Source organism: Citrobacter sp. XT1-2-2 (genome assembly GCF_023516235.1).
GTDB lineage: Bacteria > Pseudomonadota > Gammaproteobacteria > Enterobacterales > Enterobacteriaceae > Citrobacter > Citrobacter werkmanii.
In genome coordinates, this window is sequence record NZ_CP097324.1 from 1,896,836 (window position 1) to 1,918,763 (window position 21,928).

General features: G+C 40.0%; 19 protein-coding genes. 18 read left to right on the forward strand and 1 reads right to left on the reverse strand.

The annotated features are described in order from the left end of the window. The first annotated feature begins 3 nt into the window (after nt 1–3). The 18 genes from rfbC to ugd all read left to right on the forward strand — a co-directional run bounded on the left by rfbC (nt 4) and on the right by ugd (nt 20,564). Nucleotides 4–552: a dTDP-4-dehydrorhamnose 3,5-epimerase gene (gene rfbC / locus M4I31_RS08850; protein ID WP_085047936.1), complete on the forward strand. Its 549-nt coding sequence runs from the start codon at nt 4–6 to the stop codon at nt 550–552. Between the two features lie 9 nt (nt 553–561). Beyond that, nucleotides 562–1,536: an FAD-binding oxidoreductase gene (locus M4I31_RS08855; RefSeq protein WP_085047937.1), complete on the forward strand. Its 975-nt coding sequence runs from the start codon at nt 562–564 to the stop codon at nt 1,534–1,536. Between the two features lie 15 nt (nt 1,537–1,551). Further along, nucleotides 1,552–2,325 carry a glucose-1-phosphate cytidylyltransferase gene (gene rfbF / locus M4I31_RS08860; RefSeq protein ID WP_085047938.1) on the forward strand — a complete coding sequence of 258 codons (774 nt, stop codon included), beginning with the start codon at nt 1,552–1,554 and terminating at the stop codon, nt 2,323–2,325. 4 nt (nt 2,326–2,329) lie between these two features. Beyond that, nucleotides 2,330–3,412 carry a CDP-glucose 4,6-dehydratase gene (gene rfbG / locus M4I31_RS08865; RefSeq protein WP_085047939.1) on the forward strand — a complete coding sequence of 361 codons (1,083 nt, stop codon included), beginning with the start codon at nt 2,330–2,332 and terminating at the stop codon, nt 3,410–3,412. A gap of 26 nt (nt 3,413–3,438) precedes the next feature. Beyond that, nucleotides 3,439–4,752, forward strand: coding sequence for a lipopolysaccharide biosynthesis protein RfbH (gene rfbH, locus M4I31_RS08870; RefSeq protein WP_085047940.1), 1,314 nt, complete (start codon nt 3,439–3,441; stop codon nt 4,750–4,752). Nucleotides 4,753–4,792: 40 nt separating this feature from the next. After that, nucleotides 4,793–5,650, forward strand: coding sequence for a CDP-abequose synthase (gene rfbJ, locus M4I31_RS08875; protein WP_085047941.1), 858 nt, complete (start codon nt 4,793–4,795; stop codon nt 5,648–5,650). Continuing rightward, nucleotides 5,647–6,987 (forward strand): hypothetical protein, encoded by a 1,341-nt coding sequence (locus M4I31_RS08880; RefSeq protein ID WP_085047942.1) that lies wholly within the window; start codon nt 5,647–5,649, stop codon nt 6,985–6,987. The genes rfbJ and M4I31_RS08880 overlap by 4 nt, the downstream gene beginning before the upstream one ends. Next, on the forward strand, nt 6,980–7,942 hold the full coding sequence (locus M4I31_RS08885; RefSeq protein WP_085047943.1) for a glycosyltransferase family 2 protein: 963 nt from the start codon (nt 6,980–6,982) through the stop codon (nt 7,940–7,942). Before M4I31_RS08880 ends, M4I31_RS08885 begins: the two co-directional genes overlap by 8 nt. A 199-nt stretch (nt 7,943–8,141) precedes the next feature. Then, on the forward strand, nt 8,142–8,756 hold the full coding sequence (locus M4I31_RS08890; RefSeq protein WP_085047944.1) for a transferase: 615 nt from the start codon (nt 8,142–8,144) through the stop codon (nt 8,754–8,756). 1 nt (nt 8,757) lies between these two features. After that, the gene (locus M4I31_RS08895) at nt 8,758–9,801 is read left to right on the forward strand and encodes a glycosyltransferase family A protein (protein ID WP_085047945.1); all 1,044 of its coding nucleotides are present in this window, start codon (nt 8,758–8,760) and stop codon (nt 9,799–9,801) included. 27 nt (nt 9,802–9,828) lie between these two features. Continuing rightward, nucleotides 9,829–11,100 carry an O-antigen ligase gene (locus M4I31_RS08900; protein ID WP_286517108.1) on the forward strand — a complete coding sequence of 424 codons (1,272 nt, stop codon included), beginning with the start codon at nt 9,829–9,831 and terminating at the stop codon, nt 11,098–11,100. Then, the gene (locus M4I31_RS08905) at nt 11,100–12,110 is read left to right on the forward strand and encodes a glycosyltransferase family 1 protein (RefSeq protein WP_085047946.1); all 1,011 of its coding nucleotides are present in this window, start codon (nt 11,100–11,102) and stop codon (nt 12,108–12,110) included. Before M4I31_RS08900 ends, M4I31_RS08905 begins: the two co-directional genes overlap by 1 nt. Further along, nucleotides 12,097–13,254 carry a glycosyltransferase family 4 protein gene (locus tag M4I31_RS08910; RefSeq protein ID WP_085047947.1) on the forward strand — a complete coding sequence of 386 codons (1,158 nt, stop codon included), beginning with the start codon at nt 12,097–12,099 and terminating at the stop codon, nt 13,252–13,254. Before M4I31_RS08905 ends, M4I31_RS08910 begins: the two co-directional genes overlap by 14 nt. Before the next feature lie 14 nt (nt 13,255–13,268). Beyond that, nucleotides 13,269–14,690: a mannose-1-phosphate guanylyltransferase/mannose-6-phosphate isomerase gene (locus tag M4I31_RS08915; protein WP_085047948.1), complete on the forward strand. Its 1,422-nt coding sequence runs from the start codon at nt 13,269–13,271 to the stop codon at nt 14,688–14,690. Between the two features lie 7 nt (nt 14,691–14,697). After that, entirely contained in the window at nt 14,698–16,137 is a 1,440-nt protein-coding gene (locus tag M4I31_RS08920) for a phosphomannomutase (protein ID WP_085047949.1), read from the forward strand. 77 nt (nt 16,138–16,214) lie between these two features. Beyond that, nucleotides 16,215–17,645, forward strand: coding sequence for an undecaprenyl-phosphate galactose phosphotransferase (locus M4I31_RS08925; RefSeq protein WP_250856866.1), 1,431 nt, complete (start codon nt 16,215–16,217; stop codon nt 17,643–17,645). A 148-nt stretch (nt 17,646–17,793) separates the two neighbouring features. Then, nucleotides 17,794–19,200 (forward strand): NADP-dependent phosphogluconate dehydrogenase, encoded by a 1,407-nt coding sequence (gndA, locus tag M4I31_RS08930; RefSeq protein ID WP_069323513.1) that lies wholly within the window; start codon nt 17,794–17,796, stop codon nt 19,198–19,200. A 197-nt stretch (nt 19,201–19,397) separates the two neighbouring features. Then, a complete protein-coding gene (gene ugd, locus M4I31_RS08935) occupies nt 19,398–20,564 on the forward strand; it encodes a UDP-glucose 6-dehydrogenase (RefSeq protein WP_085047951.1) in 1,167 nt (388 codons plus the stop codon). Between the two features lie 59 nt (nt 20,565–20,623). On the opposite strand, the gene M4I31_RS08940 is transcribed toward ugd, so the two are convergent. Further along, nucleotides 20,624–21,628, reverse strand: a complete 1,005-nt coding sequence (locus M4I31_RS08940) for an NAD-dependent epimerase (protein ID WP_085047952.1) — start codon at nt 21,626–21,628, stop codon at nt 20,624–20,626. Nucleotides 21,629–21,928: the final 300 nt, after the last annotated feature.

The window sequence follows — 21,928 nt, forward strand, 5'->3', positions numbered from 1 at the left end:
TAAATGAATGTTATTAAAACAGCAATTCCAGACGTTTTAATTTTTGAGCCGAAAGTATTTGGCGATGAACGGGGATTCTTTTTCGAAAGTTTTAACCACAGAATTTTTGAGGAAGCAGTTGGCCGTAAAATATCTTTTGTGCAAGATAATCACTCGAAATCTCGCAAAGGAGTACTGAGAGGTCTGCATTTTCAAAAAGGAGAGCATGCACAAGGTAAATTAGTGCGCTGTACTCTGGGTGAAGTATTTGATGTCGCAGTCGATATCCGCACCAGTTCACCAACATTCGGAAAGTGGGTCGGCGTACATCTGTCAGCAGAAAATAAAAAGCAATTGTGGATTCCTGAAGGTTTTGCACATGGTTTCGTCACTCTTAGCGAAACTGCCGAGTTTCTTTATAAAGCAACTAATTATTATGCGCCATCTGCTGAAGGCAGTATATTGTGGAGTGATGACGCAATTGGTATCGAATGGCCGATAACACAGCAGCCTGAACTTTCAGTAAAAGATGCGGTTGCTCCGCTGTTAAAACAAGCTTCCTTATTTGAGTAAATAATTACTGTGTCACATCTAATCAAAATTTTTCCATCAGATATCGAATTCTCTGGAGCAGAGGACTCATCAATCCTTGATTCGGCACTGGCTGCGGGTATACATCTGGAACACAGTTGTAAAAATGGGGATTGCGGAGTTTGTGAATCGACACTTCTCGCCGGAGAGGCAACAGATCCTCAGGGTAGAGTATATGGTCAAGGTGATAAAATCCTGACGTGCAATTGTAAGCCCAAGAGTAACCTGCAATTACAGGCCTTGTACTATCCTGAATTGCAAGGACAGGTAAAAAAGATTGTGCCTTGCAAAGTAAATAGTATTGAGCTTGTCTCTGCGGACGTCATGAAGTTAACTCTTCGTTTACCACCGACTGCAAAAATGGACTTTCTTCCGGGCCAATTTATTAACCTGCAGCATAAGGGCGTAACGCGTAGCTATTCTATTGCGAATAGCAATGAAGCTGATGGGATTGAGTTGCACATCAGAAATGTTGCCAATGGTCAAATGAGCTCATTGATTTTCAGTGAACTACAAGTTAACACTCTGATGCGTATCGAAGGCCCATGTGGAACTTTTTTTATCAGAGAAAGTGACCGTCCTATTATTTTTATCGCGGGGGGGACTGGATTTGCCCCGGTTAAAGCCATGGTTGAGCACTTGGTGAAAAAAACATCATCTCGCGAGATCTATATCTATTGGGGTATGACTTTAGCCAAAGATTTTTATTCTGCACTACCGCAAGAACTAGATGAAAAATTTGAACAAATTCATTTTGTTCCGGTGGTGTCTGGTGATGATCCAACATGGGGTGGGCGAAAAGGTTTTGTTCACCATGCAGTAATAGAAGATTTTGATTCGCTGGAGCCATTTGACATTTATGCTTGTGGCTCACCGATCATGATCGAAGCATGCAAAAAAGATTTTATTTCTAAAAAAATGTCAGTTGATAATTTCTATTGTGATGCTTTTACCGCATCTAAATAAAATAGAGGATTAGGTATGAAAGCGGTGATTTTGGCTGGTGGGCTTGGTACCAGATTAAGTGAAGAAACAATAGTAAAACCAAAGCCAATGGTTGAAATTGGTGGTAAACCGATACTTTGGCATATTATGAAAATGTACTCTGCCCACGGCATTAAAGATTTTATTATCTGCTGTGGGTATAAAGGGTATGTAATCAAAGAATATTTTGCAAACTATTTCCTGCATATGTCTGATGTAACATTCCATATGGCAGAGAATCGAATGGAAGTTCATCACAAGCGTGTAGAACCATGGAACGTAACTTTGGTTGATACAGGTGATTCTTCTATGACTGGCGGACGTTTGAAGCGCGTAGCCGAATATGTAAAAGATGATGAAGCCTTCCTGTTTACCTATGGCGATGGTGTTGCTGATATTAATATCCGAGCGACAATTGATTTTCATAAAGCACATGGTAAAAAAGCGACCCTGACGGCGACTTTTCCTCCGGGACGTTTTGGTGCGCTGGATATCCGTGGTGGCCAGGTTCAATCATTTCAGGAAAAACCGAAAGGCGATGGTGCAATGATTAACGGTGGCTTCTTTGTGCTGAATCCTTCGGTAATTGATCTCATTGAAAATGATGCGACTACCTGGGAACAAGAGCCGTTGATGACATTGGCGAAACAGGGTGAACTCATGGCCTATGAGCATGCAGGATTCTGGCAGCCGATGGACACGCTGCGTGATAAAACGTATCTTGAAGGTCTATGGGAAAAAGGGACTGCCCCTTGGAAAACGTGGGAGTGATATCATGATTGATAAGAGCTTCTGGCAGGGCAAGCGTGTATTTATTACCGGTCATACGGGGTTTAAGGGGGGGTGGCTTTCTCTTTGGCTAAGTGAAATGGGCGCAACGCTAAAAGGGTATTCCCTTGATGCCCCCACAACCCCAAGTTTATTTGACATTGCCAATATCAGTTCGCTGATGGAGTCGGAAATAGGTGATATTCGTGATTTTGAAAAATTACGTGGCTCAATAGCATCTTTTAAGCCAGAAATTATTTTCCATATGGCAGCACAACCTCTTGTCAGACTGTCTTACAAAGAGCCTATTGAAACTTATTCAACGAATGTCATGGGTACAGTGCATTTACTTGAAGCGGTAAAACAAGTTGGTGGCATAAAGGCTGTAGTTAATATCACCAGCGATAAATGCTATGAAAATCGTGAATGGGTTTGGGGTTACCGCGAAAACGAAGCTATGGGCGGCTATGATCCATACTCTAATAGCAAAGGATGTGCTGAATTAGTTGCTTCTGCATTTCGTCGTTCGTTTTTTAATCCTCAAAATTATGCTCACCATGGTGTTGGCCTTGCTTCAGTTAGAGCAGGAAACGTTATTGGTGGTGGTGATTGGGCGGAAGATCGTCTGATTCCCGATATTTTGCGTTCTTTTGAGAATGACCAGCAGGTTGTTATTCGTAACCCTCACTCCATCCGGCCATGGCAACACGTACTTGAACCACTTTCAGGATATATCGTGGTTGCACAAAAACTCTACACTGACGGTGTGAAATACTCAGAAGGTTGGAATTTTGGCCCTCGTGAAGAGGATGCTAAAACGGTTGAGTTTATTGTCGATAAGATGGTTACGTTGTGGGGAGAGGGGGCGAGTTGGTTGTTGGATGGCGAGGATCATCCACATGAGGCACACTATCTCAAACTGGACTGCTCAAAAGCGCATATGCAATTAGGTTGGCACCCTCGATGGGCGCTAGTTGAAACACTTGGTCGTATTGTTAAATGGCACAAAGCATGGATAATCGGCTCGGATATGCTGGAATATTCGAAACGTGAAATTCATGATTACATGACCACTACTACTTTTAGCTAAAATAGATAAGTACAGGAATTATAGCAATGACAGCAAAAAACCTGCGTGAACAAATTTCCAAACTCGTTGCCGAGTATGCCGATGAGGCGTTAAGCCCAAAACCTTTTAATGCAGGTGTGAGTGTTGTACCACCTTCAGGAAAGGTCATCGGCGCCAAAGAATTGCAGCTGATGGTTGAAGCATCTTTAGATGGATGGCTTACCACGGGGCGTTTTAATGATGCTTTCGAAAAGAAACTCGGTGAGTTTATTGGCGTGCCTCACGTATTAACAACCACTTCAGGCTCGTCAGCAAACTTGTTAGCGTTAACTGCATTGACCTCACCAAAATTAGGCAACCGTGCACTGAAGCCAGGTGATGAAGTTATTACTGTCGCAGCAGGATTTCCCACAACTGTTAACCCAGCAATCCAGAACGGATTGATTCCAGTTTTTGTTGATGTAGATATCCCAACTTATAATGTTGATGCTTCTCTTATTGAAGCCGCTGTTAGTGAAAAATCAAAAGCGATTATGATCGCGCACACATTGGGTAACACGTTTGATTTAACTGAAGTTCGCCGTATTGCAGATAAGTATAATCTTTGGTTAATCGAAGATTGCTGTGATGCACTTGGCTCGACGTATGATGGCCAGATGGTAGGTACATTCGGTGATATTGGGACTGTGAGTTTCTATCCGGCCCACCATATCACGATGGGAGAGGGGGGGGCTGTCTTCACTAAATCGGGTGAGTTAAAGAAATTGATTGAGTCTTTCCGCGACTGGGGGCGTGATTGTTACTGCGCGCCAGGTTGTGATAATACCTGCGGGAAACGTTTTGGTCAGCAACTTGGTTCTCTGCCGTTCGGATACGATCACAAATACACCTATTCTCATTTGGGTTATAACCTGAAGATTACGGATATGCAGGCTGCATGTGGCCTGGCACAGCTAGAGCGCGTTGAAGAGTTTGTGCAAAAGCGCAAAGAGAACTTTGTATATCTTAAGCAAGGTTTACAATCCTGTGCTGAGTTTCTTGAGTTGCCGGAAGCCACAGCGAAATCTGACCCCTCCTGGTTCGGTTTCCCTATAACACTTAAAGAAACTAGCGGTGTTGAACGTATCGATTTAGTGAAGTTTCTTGATGAAGCCAAAATCGGTACCCGTCTGTTATTCGCAGGTAATCTGACTCGTCAACCGTATTTCGCGAATGTGAAGTATCGAGTAGTGGGTGAATTAACAAATACAGACCGCATAATGAATCAAACCTTCTGGATTGGTATTTATCCAGGACTGACTAATGAACACTTAGATTATGTGGTTAATAAGTTTGAAGAATTCTTTGGTTTGAATTTCTAATTATTAATATAGGGCGCTTAATGTGAATAAGAAAATCTTAATGACAGGTGCTACTAGCTTTGTAGGTACCCATCTGCTACTGAGTCTAATAAAGGAAGGTTATAGCATTATTGCATTAAAGCGTCCTACTACGGAGCCAACGATTGTTAATGCCTTGATTAAATGGGTAAATATATCTGATATAGAAAAAAAAAGTGAATTTCCTGAAAATATTTATGCAATAATACACATTGCAACAGATTATGGTCGGGATGGAACATCTATATTGGAACAATATAAATGTAATGTACTGTTGCCTACAAGGTTGCTTGAACTACTGCCAACTCTAAAATCTAAATTTTTCATTTCCACTGACTCTTTTTTTGGAAAGTATGAGAGGCAGTATGGATATATGCGGTCATATATGGCATCTAAAAGACACTTTATTGAACTTTCTAAAATATATGTAGAGGAAAATCCGGACGTTTGTTTTATAAACCTACGCTTGGAACATGTATATGGTGAAGAGGACAAAGCAGGTAAGCTGATTCCTTATATTATTAATAAAATGAAGAATAACGAAGATATTGATTGTACAATCGCGAAGCAAAAAAGAGATTTCATTTATATAGATGACGTTGTTTCGGCATATTTGAAAATTCTAAAAGAAGGATTTAATCCCGGGCATTATGATGTTGAAGTAGGTACTGGACGATCGGTTGAATTAAAAGAAGTGTTTGAGATAATAAAAAAAGAACTAAATAGCATTAGCAAGATAAATTATGGAGCAATTACGATGCGTAATGATGAAATTATGGAGTCTCACGCAGATACTTCTTTTTTGAATCGATTGGGATGGAGTGCCGATTTTTCCCTTTATGATGGTATGAAAAAAATGTTGAGAACGAAAGGTCAATGAATCGTATTATCAGAATATTGGGTGTAGATAAAGCAATTCGCTATGTCATTTTTGGTAAAGTAATATCTGTTTTAACAGGACTGTTGCTGATACTGCTGATATCGCACTATTTATCTAAAGATACACAGGGCTACTATTATACATTTAATTCAGTAGTGGCATTGCAAATAATTTTTGAATTGGGATTGTCAACGGTAATAATACAATTCGCTAGTCATGAAATGTCAGGTCTAAAATATGATTTTTCTGAAAAAAATATTATTGGCGAAAGTTTAAATAAAAAACGCTATCTCTCACTATTTCAGTTGGCAATAAAATGGTATGCAGCAATAGCATTGTTAATACTATTAGTAGTAGGGCCCGTTGGTTATATATTTTTTACGCAAGAAAATGACTTGGGAGTGCATTGGCAGGGGGCATGGCTATTATTAACAATAGCAACAGCTTTGAATATTTTTCTTGTTTCAGTTATTTCTGTCGCTGAGGGTACTGGTTTAGTTGCCGATGTAAATAAAATGAGAATGTACCAATCTCTGTTAGCTGGTATATTGGCTGTAAGCTTTCTAGTTTGTGGTTTTGGACTGTATGCTACTTCTGCAATAGCTCTCGCTGGTACTATTATATTCTCTATCTTTTCATATAAGCATTTTAAAAATATTTTCATTCAATCTTTTAAGCGTAAAAGTGAATGTATTTTGGAGGGGATTTCATGGAGGCATGAGATATTTCCTATGCAATGGCGAATTGCCCTGAGTTGGATATCTGGGTATTTTATCTATTTTGCAATGACTCCAATTGCATTTAAGTATTTTGGGGCCGCCTATGCAGGGCAACTGGGGATGTCTTTAACATTATGCAATATGGTGATGGCTACAGGCTTGGCTTGGATATCTACTAAATATCCAAGATGGGGAGTAATGGTTTCCAGCAAGCAGCAGGCAGAACTGAGTAAATCTTTTAAAAATGCAGTAATGCAATCCACCCTTTTTGTTCTTGCTGGTTTAGCTGGTGTGTACATTTCTCTATGGCTATTGAAATTATCTGGTTCAAACATTGTAGAGAGATTCCTTGAATTACAGGATTTCTTCTTTCTATCTGTAGCAATTATTGGCAACCACCTTGTAGCCTGCGGTGCGACCTATATAAGGGCCCATAAAACTGAAAAAATGACATTGGCGTCATGCATTATGGCACTACTGACTATAACTACAATGTGGTTTATAGCGTATTCAGGATATTCTGGGTTCTACATGTTAATGTTTGCAGTGTTGACATGGGGATATTTTATTCCACAAACTTATATGATATTTAGAAAATTTAAGAGTACTTATGAGTAATAGACCTCTTCTGACTATTGCAATTCCAACATATAACCGTTCTTCATGCTTAGCTCGTTTGCTTGATAGCATAATTCAACAGGATAACTATTGCTGTGACGAACTTGAAGTTATCATTTGTGATAATGCATCAGTAGATGAAACAGCAACAATAGCCAAGAGTTACTCGGACAAAATAAAAAACTGTACTTATCATCTTAATCAAAAAAACTTAGGAATGGATGGTAATTTCAAAAAATGTTTCGAGTTATCAAATGGAAAATATCTTTGGATGATTGGAGACGATGATCTAATTGTTAAGGGGGGGGTTTCTAAAGTTTTGTCGATAATAAAGTCTCATCCGTCGTTAGATATGATTCATGTAGGTTCAGCAGCAAAGACGGCATTGAGACATGATATTGACACAAGGGTATCATTTTACTCAAATGATGTGGATTTTATTTCAGATGTAAAAATTATGTTTACTTTTATTTCTGGGATGATATGCAAGAGAACTGATAAACTTATTAGGGATGTTAGCATTTTCAGTCCTCGAATCTCTGGAAAATATCTCATGCATTTAACATGGCAATTATCATTACTTAAACATGGAGCTGATTTTGCTGTTATACACAATAATATAATTGTGGCTGAAGCGGATAATTCTGGAGGGTATCATCTATACAAGGTATTTTCCTATAATCTTGCGACGATCTTTGATATATTTTATCCTAGAAAAAACAGTGTAAGTAAGAAAATTCGAACATCGGCATGCTTCTTTCTACTTAACTTTATAGGTGATGAAGATAAAACTAAGAACTTCGATACAAAAAATTATTTAAAAGATTGCGATAGTGCATTTATTGATCTGGCTCCTTATAAATATGGGCTAAGATTTTTCTACAAGTATCCTAACATGGTGCCATTACTTAGAAAAATAAAATTGATTATAAAAATGGTTTTAATGCAAAAATGAAAAATACTCCTAATAATTTATTATGGTGAATCCAATATCTGTGATAAATATACAATTGTATAGTTTTCAAAATGAGAGGCTGTGTGGTTTGAGTCTTATAAATCTCAACCAGCTACAGATAGATAAATTGATGTAAAGTCAATGAGTGACTCTTCAATTTCTATTAATTAAACTATGCGACTAGCTATAGGACTATTTAATGTTTGGCTATAGTGTAAGATTACAATTATTTCATATTATATCGTTGTTGAGCAAAGTTAGGCGGAAACTTAAAGCAAAGTTTTTTACTATGCTTACTGGATACGATTTCGAAATGGTTGGAAGAAATTTTAAATTTAAAGTTAGACCTTACATCAAAAAAAATAATGGGTGGCCCAAATGGGGTAGTATGCGTATTGGTGATAACTGCTGGATTGAAGCTGTATATGATTACGCTGGTGAAAAATTTGAACCTTGCTTACATATAGGTGAGCGTTTATGTGCAAGTGACAACGTTCATATTTCTTGTGTATCGTCTTTAATTTTAGAAAATGACATATTAATAGGAAGCAAAGTCTACATAGGAGATCATAGCCATGGTAGCTATAAAACTGGCTGTTCGGGACTAGCACCACCAGCTAATAAAATGTTAGGTGATATTGCTCCTATTAAAATTGGGAGCTGTTGTTGGATTGGAGATAATGCAGTAATTTTAGCTGGCAGTGAAATTTGTGGTGGTTGTGTAATTGCAGCTAATGCAGTAGTCAAAGATTTGAAAGTTGATAAGCCATGTTTAATTGGTGGAGTTCCTGCCAAAGTATTAAAGGTTTTTTAAAATGAATGTTTTTATCAGTATTTGCATACCTTCCTATAACCGTGCAGAATTTTTAGAGCCCTTATTGGATAGCATATACAATCAAGACTATGCTACTAATAATACAGACTTCGAAGTTATTATTTGTGAAGACAAATCTCCACAAAGAGATGAAATAAAGTCTATTATTGAAAAATATAAGATAAAAAACAATAAAGCTAACCTTAATATTAATCTGAACAAAGACAATTTAGGGTATGATAGAAATTTAAAAAATTGCATTAGTTCTGCTACTGGCAAATATTGCATGATCATGGGCAATGATGATCTGTTAGCTGATGGAGCTTTATCTAAGATCGTTACTGTCTTGAAGGCAAATCCTGATATTGTATTGGCAACGCGGGCGTATGGTTGGTTTAAAGAAAATCCAAATGAATTATGCGATACCGTTCGCCATTTAACTGAGGATACATTATTCCAACCAGGCATAGATGCTATTAAATTTTTCTTCCGTAGAGTTGGTGTTATTTCTGGTTTTATAGTGAATGCCGAGAAAGCAAATAGATTATCCTGTGATATTTTTGATGGCCGATTATATTATCAAATGTATCTGGCTGGAATGCTTATGGCTGAAGGTCAAGGATACTATTTTAGTGATGTAATTACTTTGTCAAGAGATACAGAAGCTCCTGATTTTGGTAATGCAGGAACTGAAAAAGGTATTTTCACCCCAGGTGGTTATAAACCTGAGGGGCGGATACATATGGTTGAAGGACTTCTCCTCATAGCAAAACATATAGAAAATACAACAAAAATTAATGGTGTCTATGCTGGTATTAAAAGGGATTTAGCAAACTATTTTTATCCTTACATTCGAGATCAACTTGATTTACCATTAACTACATATTTAAAAATGATTAATGATTTCCGAAAAATCGGTTTTGCTAATGAAAAGTTGTTTTATATTCATGCTATTTTGGGATATGTATTAAAACGAAAAGGTTATGATGCGTTGATTAAATATATTCGTAGCAAAAATGGCGGCACTCCGCGTCTTGGTATTTAAACTCTCTAAATTAAAAATAGTAGTTATATGAATATATTCTATGCTGCGATATTAAGTGTCAACTTATTCTCTCCATACATTAGCTCGTGGATGGTTGGTGTATTACCATTTCCTCCCGGAGCAATTCTTAGGGATGTACTGAATGCACTTTTTGTAGTGTTGGTGCTGATGCGTTTTTTCACTGAGAGGAAGAAAATTCACTTTTCCCTTATTTTTACTATTTTTGCATGGGGGGCACTAGTTTTATGGGTAATAGCATTAACTATATTTTCATCTGACAAAGTTCAAGCCATTATGGGAGGGCGAAGTTATATTTTGTTCCCTGCCGTTTTCATTGCATTAGCAATTTTAAAAGTTTGCTATTCTGAATCTTTAAACGTTGAGAAAGTGGTTCATTATATTATTTTGTTAATGCTTACTGTAGCAGTGATAGCTATCATTGATGTATTAATGAAAGGTGAACTTATTAAACTGCTTGGTTATGATGAACACTATGCGGGAGACCAGTTAAACTTAATTAACAGCTATGATGGGATGATTAGAGCAACTGGTGGTTTCAGTGATGCTCTTAATTTCGGGTATATGTTGGCATTAGGTGTTCTACTATGCATGGAGTGCTTTTCGCAAGGATATAAAAGGGCATGGATGTTGATTGCTAGTTTGGTTATTTTTACTGCAATCTGTATGACTTTGACCCGAGGGGCAATCCTTATTGCAGTTATCATCTATGCTTTTTACATGATTTCAAACCGAAAAATGCTACTAAGTGGTATTACATTATTTTTAATAATCATTCCTATCTTAATGGTATCTACAAATATTTTTGATAAGTATATAGATACGTTAGTTGGCAGATTTACAGACTCATCGCAGACATCACGTGGGTCTACGCAGGGACGAATAGATATGGCAATGAATTCCTTAAGTTATCTTTCAGAGCACCCATCTGGTATAGGTTTAGGTACACAAGGTTCAGGAAACATGCTTTCCGTTAAAGATAACAGATTAAATACGGATAACTATTTCTTCTGGATGGCACTAGAAACTGGAATTGTTGGCTTAATTATTAATATTTTTTATATGGCAAGTCAGTTTTATGCTTCATTTTCTTTAGACAGAAGATATGATACTCATCGTAGTTATGCGCATTTTAGAGTATATTTTCTGCTTGGGATAACTTTCTTCATTAGTGCAGCATTGAGTTCTGCACCTTCGTCATCAACTTTTTCAATATATTATTGGACAATTTTAGCTTTAATGCCTTTTTTGAACTTGTCTAATAGGCGGTGTACAATTTAATGAATAATAAAAAAATACTGATGGATATTAGTTGGTCTAACATGGGGGGGATTGGTCGTTTCACAGACGAGATCTCGAAGTTATTGACTGGAATATCATGTGCAAAAATATATAAAAAATGTGCTTCTCCTTTTGCCCCACTTGGACTTGCTGTAAATATCCTTTTTCAGGGAAAAGTTGATTTGATTTTACTTCCTGGCTATATACCACCACTTTTTTGTTCAAAAAAATTTATAGTTACAATACATGATTTAAATCATCTTGATTTGAATGATAACTCGTCTTTTTTTAAAAAGCTATTTTATAAATTCATAATCAAACGGGGCTGTCATCAGGCTTATAAAATATTTACGGTTTCAAATTTTTCTAAAGAAAGAATAGCAAAGTGGTCGGGAGTTGAACCCGACAAAATTGTTACCGTTTATAATGGTGTATCTGACGAATTTAATATTGATGTTCAGCCTATGGATTTAGGATATGAATATCTGTTATGTGTAGGAAATCGGAAAACTCATAAAAATGAAAGCCGTATTTTATCTGCATTTTCCAAAGCGGAGATAGACCCTTCAATCAAACTCGTTTTTTCAGGTAATCCGAGTAGTGATTTAGAAAAATTAATAGTGCAGTACGGGATAAGTGATCGTGTTAATTTTTTAGGTTTTGTTTCCGAAAGTAACTTACCATCGTTATATAAAGGTTCATTAGGCTTAGTTTTTCCTTCCCTATATGAAGGATTTGGATTGCCTGTAGTGGAGGCGATGGCATGTGGTGTTCCAGTATTAACTTCAACTACGTCATCCTTACCTGAGGTGGCTGGAGAGGCTGCGATACTTGTAGATCCTGTGTCGGTGTGTGCTATTAGCGACGGGATTACAAAATTAGTTAATGATACGAAACTGCGTGAACATTTAGTCCATGAAGGGCTTTTACGAGCTAAGAAGTTTAGTTGGAAAAACGTTGTTAATGAGATCGAAATGGTACTTACAGAGGCATGCAATGAAACTAAATGAGGCAAAAATATCTCTTGTTCATGAATGGCTATTAAGCTATGCAGGTTCTGAACAGGTTTCATCTGCAATATTACATGCTTTCCCTGAGGCTGAACTATATTCTGTTGTTGATTTTTTAACAGATGAACAAAGGAGTAATTTTCTTGGAAAGCATGCAACAACTACATTTATTCAAAATTTGCCAAAAGCAAAAAAATTATACCAAAAATATTTACCATTAATGCCTTTGGCTATTGAACAGCTTGATTTATCTGATGCAAACATCATCATTAGCAGCGCTCACTCTGTTGCAAAGGGCGTTATTTCTGGGCCAGATCAGTTGCATATAAGTTATGTTCACTCGCCAATCCGATATGCATGGGATTTACAACACCAGTATCTTCGAGAGTCTGGTCTGAATAAAGGAATTAAAGGCTGGTTAGCTAAGTGGTTTTTACATAAAATACGAATTTGGGACTATCGTACCGCGCATGGGGTTGATCACTTTATCGCTAACTCTCAATACATTGCGCGTAGAATAAAAAAGGTTTATGGTCGCGAAGCTTCTGTAATATACCCACCTGTTGACGTAGAGAATTTCGAAGTAAAAGATAAAAAAGAAGAATATTATTTTACAGCATCCCGTATGGTTCCTTATAAGCGTATTGATCTTATTGTTGAAGCCTTTAGCGAAATGCCAGATAAAAAACTAGTCGTTATTGGTGATGGGCCAGAGATGAAGAAAATAAAGAGTAAGGTAAAAGATAATATAAAGTTGCTTGGTTACCAGCCTTTTTCTGTTTTAAAGGAACATATGCAGAATGCTAAAGCATTTGTTTTTGCAGCAGAAGAGGACTTTGGAATAATTCCTGTTGAGGCTCAAGCTTGCGGTACCCCTGTCATCGCATTTGGCAAAGGTGGTGCGTTAGAAACTGTTCGTCCAATAGGTACAGAAGGGCCAACAGGTATTTTCTTTAAGCAACAGACAGTTGTTTCATTACATGCAGCAATTTGCGAGTTTGAAAAGGCTTCTTCACTTTTTACATCTCAAGCATGCAGAGATAATGCTGAAAGATTTTCTCGTTCGAGATTTAATAAAGAATTTACGAACTTTGTAGATGAAAAGTGGAATCTTTTCAAAGCAGAGCAAATTATCAAACGTTAATAGTGGTTAATTAAATGTCAAAATTAGTACCAGTAATAATGGCTGGTGGCACGGGTAGTCGCTTGTGGCCGCTCTCACGCGAACATCATCCCAAACAGTTTTTGACCGTTGAGGGTGAGTTCTCAATGCTGCAAAACACCATTAAGCGACTGTCTCCACTTTTGGTTAGCGAACCGGTTGTTATTTGTAATGATAGTCACCGATTCCTTGTTGCTGAACAGCTTCGCGCTATTGATAAACTTGCGAATAATATTATTCTTGAGCCTGTAGGGCGTAATACTGCCCCAGCGATCGCACTCGCTGCTTTTTGTGCACTCCAAAATACTGATGATGAAGATCCATTATTATTAATCTTGGCTGCGGATCATGTTATCCGTGATGAAAAGGCATTTATTGAAGCTATTAACCATGCTGAATCTCATGCAACTCTCGGTAAGTTAGTTACTTTTGGTATCGTCCCTACGCACGCAGAAACGGGTTATGGCTATATTCGCAGAGGTGAGGCCATTGATGCACAAGCTTATGCTGTCGCAGAATTTGTAGAGAAACCAGATTATAATACTGCGTGTCATTATATTGAATCTGGGAAATATTATTGGAACAGTGGTATGTTCTTATTTCGTGCAAGTAGCTTCTTAAATGAACTAAAACAATTATCTCCTGATATATACCATGCTTGCAAGAGAGCAGTTGGTCGTATTAATCCGGATCTTGATTTTATCCGTATTGATAAAGAGTCATTTACTTTATGTCCGAGTAATTCCATTGATTATGCGGTAATGGAGCATACGCAACACGCAGTAGTTGTACCTATGGATGCTGGGTGGTCGGATGTAGGCTCTTGGTCTTCACTTTGGGATATTTCACATAAAGATCAGCAACGAAATGTCTTGCATGGCGATGTATTTGCCCATAGCAGTGAAGATAACTATATTTACTCCGAAAGTGCATTTATTAGCACAATAGGAGTAAATAACTTAGTTATCATTCAGACTGCGGATGCGTTATTAGTCTCTGATAAAGCTTCAGTACAAGATGTTAAAAAAGTCGTTGATTATCTAAAAAAGAACAACAGAAACGAACATAAAAAACATCTGGAAACCTTCCGTCCCTGGGGAAAATATACTGTAATTGATAGTGGTGATAATTACTTGGTCAAACGTATAAGTGTTAAGCCTGGTGAGAAATTTGTTGCGCAAATGCACGAGCATCGAGTAGAGCACTGGATCGTCGTATCAGGAACCGCTCTCGTTACTAAGGGTGAACTAACCTTTATAGTTTCGGAAAATGAATCAACATTTATACCAGTTAATACCATCCATGCGCTAGAAAATCCAGGAGTTATCCCATTGGAATTAATTGAAATCCAGTCAGGTACTTATCTTAGTGAGGATGATATCATACGCCTGGAACAGCGTTCTGGATATTCGGAGTGAGAAATTGATGAACAGTTTTTATAATAGTCGAGATATTATTAATAATTCTGGAATTGTTTTTGGAACAAGCGGTGCTCGCGGTCTTGTCACTAATTTTTCGCCTGAGGTTTGTGCTGCTTTCTCAGTTTCATTTTTGACTGTGATGCAACAACAGTTCTCATTCGATACTATCGCGCTAGCCATAGATAATCGTCCGAGTAGCTACTCAATGGCCCAAGCTTGTGCCGCTGCACTACAGGAAAAAGGCATCAATATCGTTTTCTATGGTGTAATTCCGACACCAGCCTTGGCTTATCAATCTATTTCTGATGGTATACCTGCAATTATGGTCACAGGGAGCCATATTCCTTTTGATCGTAATGGCCTCAAATTTTATAGGCCTGATGGTGAAATAACTAAAGATGATGAGATTTCTATTATTCATGCCGACGCTTCATTTAGCCAGACAGAATCTGAGGAATTGACAGTCTCTCCAGTTGCAGCTGAAAATTATATTTCACGATATACTTCATTGTTCCCAACACCTTTTCTGAAAAACAAGCGTATTGGTATTTATGAGCACTCAAGCGCTGGACGTGATCTCTATAAGCCACTGTTTAACGCTTTGGGCGCTACTGTCATCACTTTAGCCAGAAGTGATGAATTTGTTCCTATTGATACGGAAGCTGTGAGTGAAGATGACAGAAATAAGGCAATCAAATGGGCCGCGGAATTTCAGTTAGATGCTATATTTTCTACCGATGGGGATGGTGATCGTCCTCTTATCTCGGATGAAAATGGGAACTGGCTAAGAGGGGATTTGCTAGGCCTCTTGTGTTCACTTGAGTTAGCCGCTGATGCTGTCGCTGTTCCTGTAAGCTGCAATAGTACAATTTCATCAGGTAATTTCTTCAAACATGTGGAGCGTACTAAAATTGGTTCGCCTTATGTTATAGCTGCATTTTCTACATTATCTGAAAACTATAATCGCATTGTAGGATTTGAGGCAAATGGTGGTTTTTTATTAGGCAGTGATATCTGTGTTAATCAGCAGTTACTTAAAGCGTTACCAACGCGTGATGCGGTATTACCCGCTATTATGCTTCTTTTTAGAAGTAAGGATAAAGGTATTAGTGCAGTAGTTGAAAAACTTCCTGTTCGCTACACCCATTCTAATAGATTACAGAATGTTAGTGCCAACACAAGCATGTCGATGATAAATGTTGGACTGTCGGACCCAAAAGCATTCTTAGAGTATATCGGATTAAATGATCACCATATACTATATACTGATATGACTGATGGGTTGAGAATTACACTTAACAATAATAATATTGTCCACTTGCGCCCTTCAGGTAACGCTCCAGAGCTACGTTGCTACGCTGAAGCTGACTCGCCAGACGAGGCATATAAATTAGTTGAAACAGTACTCGCTAATATTAAAAAGCAAGTTAGTCAGAATGTTTAAATACAGTAGTCATAAGGCGTTTCTTTCCAGAAACGCCTGGCTTGGTTATCTGGTACCCATTTTGAGGGTGAGGGTTAATGGATAATATTGATAATAAGTATAATCCACAGCTATGTAAGATCTTATTAGCGATATCAGATCTGGTTTTTTTTAATGTGGCTTTGTGGTTTTCTTTGGGATGCGTATACCTGATTTTTGATGAGGTACAACGATTTGTCCCACAGGAACAGCTGGATACACGCGTCATATCCCATTTCATACTTTCTATAGTATGTGTAGGGTGGTTTTGGGTACGTCTGCGTCATTACACCTACCGCAAACCATTCTGGTATGAATTGAAAGAGATTTTTCGTACTATTGTGATCTTTGCCGTATTTGATTTGGCGTTAATCGCATTTACGAAATGGCAGTTTTCTCGCTATGTTTGGGTATTTTGCTGGTCATTTGCGCTGATATTGGTACCCTTATTTCGTGTGTTTACAAAACATTTACTTAATAAGTTAGGTATCTGGAAAAAAACAACTATCATTTTCGGCAGCGGCCAAAATGCACTTGGTGCATACAGTGCCCTACAAAGTGAAGAGATGATGGGTTTTGAAGTTATCGCATTTTTTGATACTGATTCTGTTGATTGCGAGATTAGCTCACTACCTGTAATAAAAGATGTGGAAGAAATTTGGAATCTGAATCGCACCGGTGATGTTCATTACATTCTGGCTTATGAATATACAGAACTCGATAAAACACAATACTGGCTCCGTGAGTTATCAAAGCACCATTGTCGCTCAGTTACTGTGGTTCCTTCTTTCCGTGGGTTACCTTTGTATAATACCGATATGTCCTTCATTTTTAGTCATGAAGTTATGTTGCTGAGAATACAAAATAATCTCGCAAAGCGGACTTCTCGTTTTCTTAAACGTACTTTCGACATTGTTTGCTCCTTATTGATTCTGCTAATTGCATCCCCGCTCAAGATTTATTTATGGTACAAAGTTACTCGTGATGGCGGGCCTGCTATTTATGGGCATCAGCGTGTTGGGCGAAACGGAAAATTATTCCCATGCTACAAGTTTCGCTCAATGGTGATGAACTCTCAGGAAGTGTTAAAAGAACTTTTGGATAACGATCCGGCAGCAAGAGCTGAGTGGGATAAAGATTTTAAATTAAAGAATGATCCACGCATCACTGCTGTTGGGCGTTTTATTCGGAAAACCAGCCTTGATGAGTTACCCCAGTTATTCAACGTATTAAAAGGTGAGATGAGCCTGGTTGGTCCACGGCCTATCATTTCAGATGAACTGGAACGTTATTGTGATGACGTTGATTATTATTTGATGGCAAAACCTGGTATGACTGGGCTGTGGCAAGTTAGCGGCCGAAATGATGTCGACTATGAAACACGCGTTTATTTTGACTCATGGTATGTCAAAAACTGGACTCTCTGGAATGACATTGCCATTTTGTTTAAGACTGTGAAGGTCGTTTTGCATCGAGACGGCGCGTATTGAGTGCGTATAGACATGGATGATTACTACCCAAAAGGAAGCATCAGTACACCAATTGCTACCTTCTTACTTTGTCTCTGAGTTAACATGTTAGTCACTTAAGCCCCCCGGGGGCAGCCCGGTGGGCAACCACACCTGACAGGAGTATGTAATGTCCAAGCAACAGATCGGCGTCGTCGGTATGGCAGTGATGGGGCGCAACCTGGCGCTCAACATCGAAAGCCGCGGTTATACCGTCTCCATCTTCAACCGCTCCCGCGAAAAAACTGAAGAAGTTGTTGCCGAGAACCCGGGTAAGAAACTGGTTCCTTATTACACAGTGAAAGAGTTCGTCGAGTCTCTTGAAACCCCACGTCGTATCCTGTTAATGGTGAAAGCGGGCGCAGGCACAGATGCTGCCATCGACTCCCTGAAGCCGTATCTGGATAAGGGCGACATCATCATTGATGGTGGTAACACCTTCTTCCAGGACACTATTCGTCGTAATCGAGAACTGTCCGCAGAAGGCTTTAACTTCATCGGTACCGGCGTATCCGGCGGTGAAGAGGGGGCGCTAAAAGGCCCGTCCATCATGCCTGGTGGTCAGAAGGAAGCCTACGAACTGGTTGCCCCGATCCTGACCAAAATCGCTGCAGTGGCGGAAGATGGTGAACCGTGCGTGACCTATATCGGCGCTGACGGCGCGGGTCATTACGTGAAGATGGTTCACAACGGTATCGAATACGGCGATATGCAACTGATTGCGGAAGCCTATTCTCTGCTGAAAGGTGGCCTGAACCTGTCTAATGAAGAGCTGGCAACCACCTTCACCGAGTGGAATGAAGGTGAGCTGAGCAGCTACCTGATCGACATTACCAAAGACATCTTCACCAAAAAAGATGAAGAGGGTAAATACCTGGTTGACGTGATCCTGGACGAAGCAGCGAACAAAGGCACCGGTAAATGGACCAGCCAGAGCTCTCTGGATCTGGGCGAACCCCTGTCGCTGATCACCGAGTCCGTATTCGCGCGTTACATCTCTTCTCTGAAAGATCAGCGCGTGGCGGCATCTAAGGTGCTGTCCGGCCCGCAGGCCAAACTGGCTGGCGATAAAGCTGAGTTTGTTGAGAAAGTGCGTCGCGCGCTGTATCTGGGCAAAATCGTCTCCTACGCGCAGGGCTTCTCTCAGCTACGTGCTGCGTCTGACGAGTACAACTGGGATCTGAATTACGGCGAGATCGCGAAGATTTTCCGCGCGGGCTGCATCATTCGTGCGCAGTTCCTGCAGAAAATCACCGACGCTTACGCGGAGAATGCGGGTATCGCTAACCTGCTGCTGGCTCCATACTTCAAAAACATTGCTGATGAGTACCAGCAGGCGCTGCGTGATGTCGTGGCTTACGCTGTGCAAAATGGTATTCCGGTACCGACTTTCTCTGCTGCAGTTGCCTACTACGACAGCTACCGTGCTGCGGTACTGCCGGCGAACCTGATCCAGGCCCAGCGTGATTACTTCGGTGCGCACACTTATAAACGCATCGATAAAGAAGGTGTGTTCCACACCGAATGGCTGGATTAATCTGAAATAGCCAACTGCTAAAGCCAGGCCCGGAGCGTTTCTCCGGGCTTTTTTATTGTCAAAAAATGGGATTCGGTCAGGTCTGATAGGCGGTGCTATAGCAAATCACGATATACTCATTCAATGCTGAGCCGATCCGCCACAAGGCTGGTGGTGTGCTCAACCTCAATGTTTAACTGGAAGAAGTTACAGAGCGAATGAAGATAACTATCTCAGGAACAGGTTATGTCGGCTTATCCAACGGTATTCTGATCGCCCAGCACCATGAAGTGGTTGCTCTGGATATCGTCCCGGCGAAGGTCGAGATGCTGAATCAGAAAAAATCGCCGATTGTTGACAAAGAGATCGAAGAGTACCTGGCGACAAAGCAGCTGAATTTTCGTGCAACGACTGATAAGTATGATGCCTATCGTGATGCGGATTACGTGATCATAGCGACACCGACTGATTACGATCCGAAAACTAACTACTTCAACACCTCCAGCGTCGAGTCTGTTATCCGCGATGTGGTTGCAATTAACCCAAATGCGGTGATGGTCATCAAATCCACCATTCCGGTTGGTTTTACCAATTCAATTAAAGAACAGTTTGGCATTGATAAAATTTTCTTCTCGCCTGAGTTCCTGCGTGAAGGTCGTGCGCTCTACGACAATTTGCATCCGTCGCGTATCGTTATAGGTGAAAGCTCCGAACGTGCAGAACGGTTTGCCGCGCTGTTGCAGGAAGGTGCGGTGAAGAAAGATATTCCGACGCTGTTTACTGATTCTACTGAAGCCGAAGCCATCAAGCTGTTCGCTAATACCTATCTGGCGTTACGCGTGGCCTATTTTAATGAGCTTGATAGCTATGCCGAAAGCCTTGGTCTGAACACCCGGCAAATTATTGAAGGCGTATGTCTGGATCCGCGTATTGGTAATCATTACAACAATCCGTCCTTTGGCTACGGTGGCTACTGCTTACCGAAAGATACTAAGCAGTTGTTGGCGAACTACGCGTCTGTGCCGAATAACATTATCGGCGCGATCGTCGATGCTAACCGTACGCGCAAAGACTTTATTGCAGATTCCATTCTGGCGCGTAAGCCTAAAGTGGTTGGCGTGTACAGATTGATCATGAAAAGTGGTTCTGATAACTTCCGTGCATCCTCTATTCAGGGGATCATGAAGCGTATTAAAGCCAAGGGCGTACCCGTTATTATTTATGAACCGGTCATGGAAGAGGATGAATTTTTCCACTCTCGGGTAGTTCGCGATCTAAACGCGTTTAAAAATGAAGCGGATGTTATTATTTCTAATCGAATGACGTCTGAATTAGCAGATGTTGCAGAAAAAGTATATACCCGCGATTTGTTCGGTAGTGATTAATCATCATCTCGACAAAAAAGGCCTTATTAAAGGCCTTTTTATTTTAAGCAGGTTACTAATTAAACGTTGTAGAAATCACGGTACCAGTCAACAAAGTTCTTAACCCCATCTTTAACCGTTGTTGTAGGTTTAAAACCAATAACGTCATACAGTGCTTTGGTGTCCGCGCTGGTTTCCAGCACATCACCGGGTTGTAGCGGGAGCATATTTTTTGTCGCGTCGATGCCAAGAGCTTCTTCCAGAGCCTTGATATAATCCATCAGTTCAACCGGTGAACTATTGCCGATATTGTAGACGCAATACGGCGCGGAGCTGGTTGCCGGGGAACCGCTTTCAACAGTCCACTCCTCGTTGGGCGCAGGAATGACATCCTGCAAGCGAATAATTGCTTCTGCGATATCACCAATATAGGTAAAGTCACGCTTCATTTTGCCGTAGTTATAGACGTCAATACTTTTCCCTTCCAGCATCGCTTTGGTGAATTTGAACAGCGCCATATCCGGGCGACCCCACGGACCGTATACGGTAAAGAAACGCAGGCCGGTTGTGGGCAATCCGTACAGATGAGAATACGTATGGGCCATCAGTTCGTTGGCTTTTTTGGTCGCAGCATACAGGGATACGGGGTGATCGACGGAATCATCCGTTGAGAAAGGCATTTTGCGATTCATGCCGTATACCGAGCTGGAAGAGGCATAAAGTAAATGCTGAATTTTATTATGCCGACAACCTTCCAGTATGTTCAGAAAACCTGTGAGATTGGAGTCTGCGTAAGCATGAGGATTTTCGAGTGAATAGCGTACGCCAGCCTGTGCAGCGAGATGGATCACACGATCAAAATGCCCGGATGCGAAGAGTGCTGACATGCTTTCCCGGTCGGCTAAATCACTCTTATGAAACTGGAAGCCGGGGTGTACCAGCAGCTCCAGACGGGCCTGCTTTAGACTCACGTCGTAGTAATCGTTCAGATTATCGATACCGACGACTTGATGGCCAGCCTCAAGGAGGCGTTTGCTAACATGGAAGCCGATGAAACCAGCGGCCCCCGTAACCAGGTATTTCATGTTCGTTCCTCTTTTCGGCTAAAAAGTAGCCAGGCACTATTTGGTGCGACGAAAAGTGAAATAATACCGTCAGATGGCAAAAAAGCTAATGGTTATCCTTTTTACGCATGCCATTTTTAGTGGTAAGTTAATAAATATTCATGCCGTGAATTTAATTAACGAGAATGTCTGGCATTTACGCTTGATGACATTTAACCCGCTGTTTGACGCTTTTCCTGCAAAGAGTGGCCTTTCAGTATTGACACTTTTTTTAAATTCCTTCCTTTTTCTCAAGGGACTAAAATACCAATCAAAATCTCT

What these genes read in the sequence shown, in the direction of transcription:
- rfbG (WP_085047939.1), top strand. Translation starts at nt 2,330, where the DNA reads ATGATTGATAAGAGCTTCTGGCAGGGCAAGCGTGTATTTATTACCGGT.
- rfbH (WP_085047940.1), top strand. Translation starts at nt 3,439, where the DNA reads ATGACAGCAAAAAACCTGCGTGAACAAATTTCCAAACTCGTTGCCGAG.
- M4I31_RS08885 (WP_085047943.1), top strand. Translation starts at nt 6,980, where the DNA reads ATGAGTAATAGACCTCTTCTGACTATTGCAATTCCAACATATAACCGT.
- M4I31_RS08940 (WP_085047952.1), bottom strand. Translation starts at nt 21,628, where the DNA reads ATGAAATACCTGGTTACGGGGGCCGCTGGTTTCATCGGCTTCCATGTT.
- M4I31_RS08925 (WP_250856866.1), top strand. Translation starts at nt 16,215, where the DNA reads ATGGATAATATTGATAATAAGTATAATCCACAGCTATGTAAGATCTTA.
- rfbF (WP_085047938.1), top strand. Translation starts at nt 1,552, where the DNA reads ATGAAAGCGGTGATTTTGGCTGGTGGGCTTGGTACCAGATTAAGTGAA.
- M4I31_RS08920 (WP_085047949.1), top strand. Translation starts at nt 14,698, where the DNA reads ATGAACAGTTTTTATAATAGTCGAGATATTATTAATAATTCTGGAATT.
- M4I31_RS08880 (WP_085047942.1), top strand. Translation starts at nt 5,647, where the DNA reads ATGAATCGTATTATCAGAATATTGGGTGTAGATAAAGCAATTCGCTAT.
- ugd (WP_085047951.1), top strand. Translation starts at nt 19,398, where the DNA reads ATGAAGATAACTATCTCAGGAACAGGTTATGTCGGCTTATCCAACGGT.
- rfbJ (WP_085047941.1), top strand. Translation starts at nt 4,793, where the DNA reads ATGACAGGTGCTACTAGCTTTGTAGGTACCCATCTGCTACTGAGTCTA.
- rfbC (WP_085047936.1), top strand. Translation starts at nt 4, where the DNA reads ATGAATGTTATTAAAACAGCAATTCCAGACGTTTTAATTTTTGAGCCG.
- M4I31_RS08905 (WP_085047946.1), top strand. Translation starts at nt 11,100, where the DNA reads ATGAATAATAAAAAAATACTGATGGATATTAGTTGGTCTAACATGGGG.
- M4I31_RS08895 (WP_085047945.1), top strand. Translation starts at nt 8,758, where the DNA reads ATGAATGTTTTTATCAGTATTTGCATACCTTCCTATAACCGTGCAGAA.
- M4I31_RS08900 (WP_286517108.1), top strand. Translation starts at nt 9,829, where the DNA reads ATGAATATATTCTATGCTGCGATATTAAGTGTCAACTTATTCTCTCCA.
- gndA (WP_069323513.1), top strand. Translation starts at nt 17,794, where the DNA reads ATGTCCAAGCAACAGATCGGCGTCGTCGGTATGGCAGTGATGGGGCGC.
- M4I31_RS08910 (WP_085047947.1), top strand. Translation starts at nt 12,097, where the DNA reads ATGAAACTAAATGAGGCAAAAATATCTCTTGTTCATGAATGGCTATTA.
- M4I31_RS08915 (WP_085047948.1), top strand. Translation starts at nt 13,269, where the DNA reads ATGTCAAAATTAGTACCAGTAATAATGGCTGGTGGCACGGGTAGTCGC.
- M4I31_RS08890 (WP_085047944.1), top strand. Translation starts at nt 8,142, where the DNA reads ATGTTTGGCTATAGTGTAAGATTACAATTATTTCATATTATATCGTTG.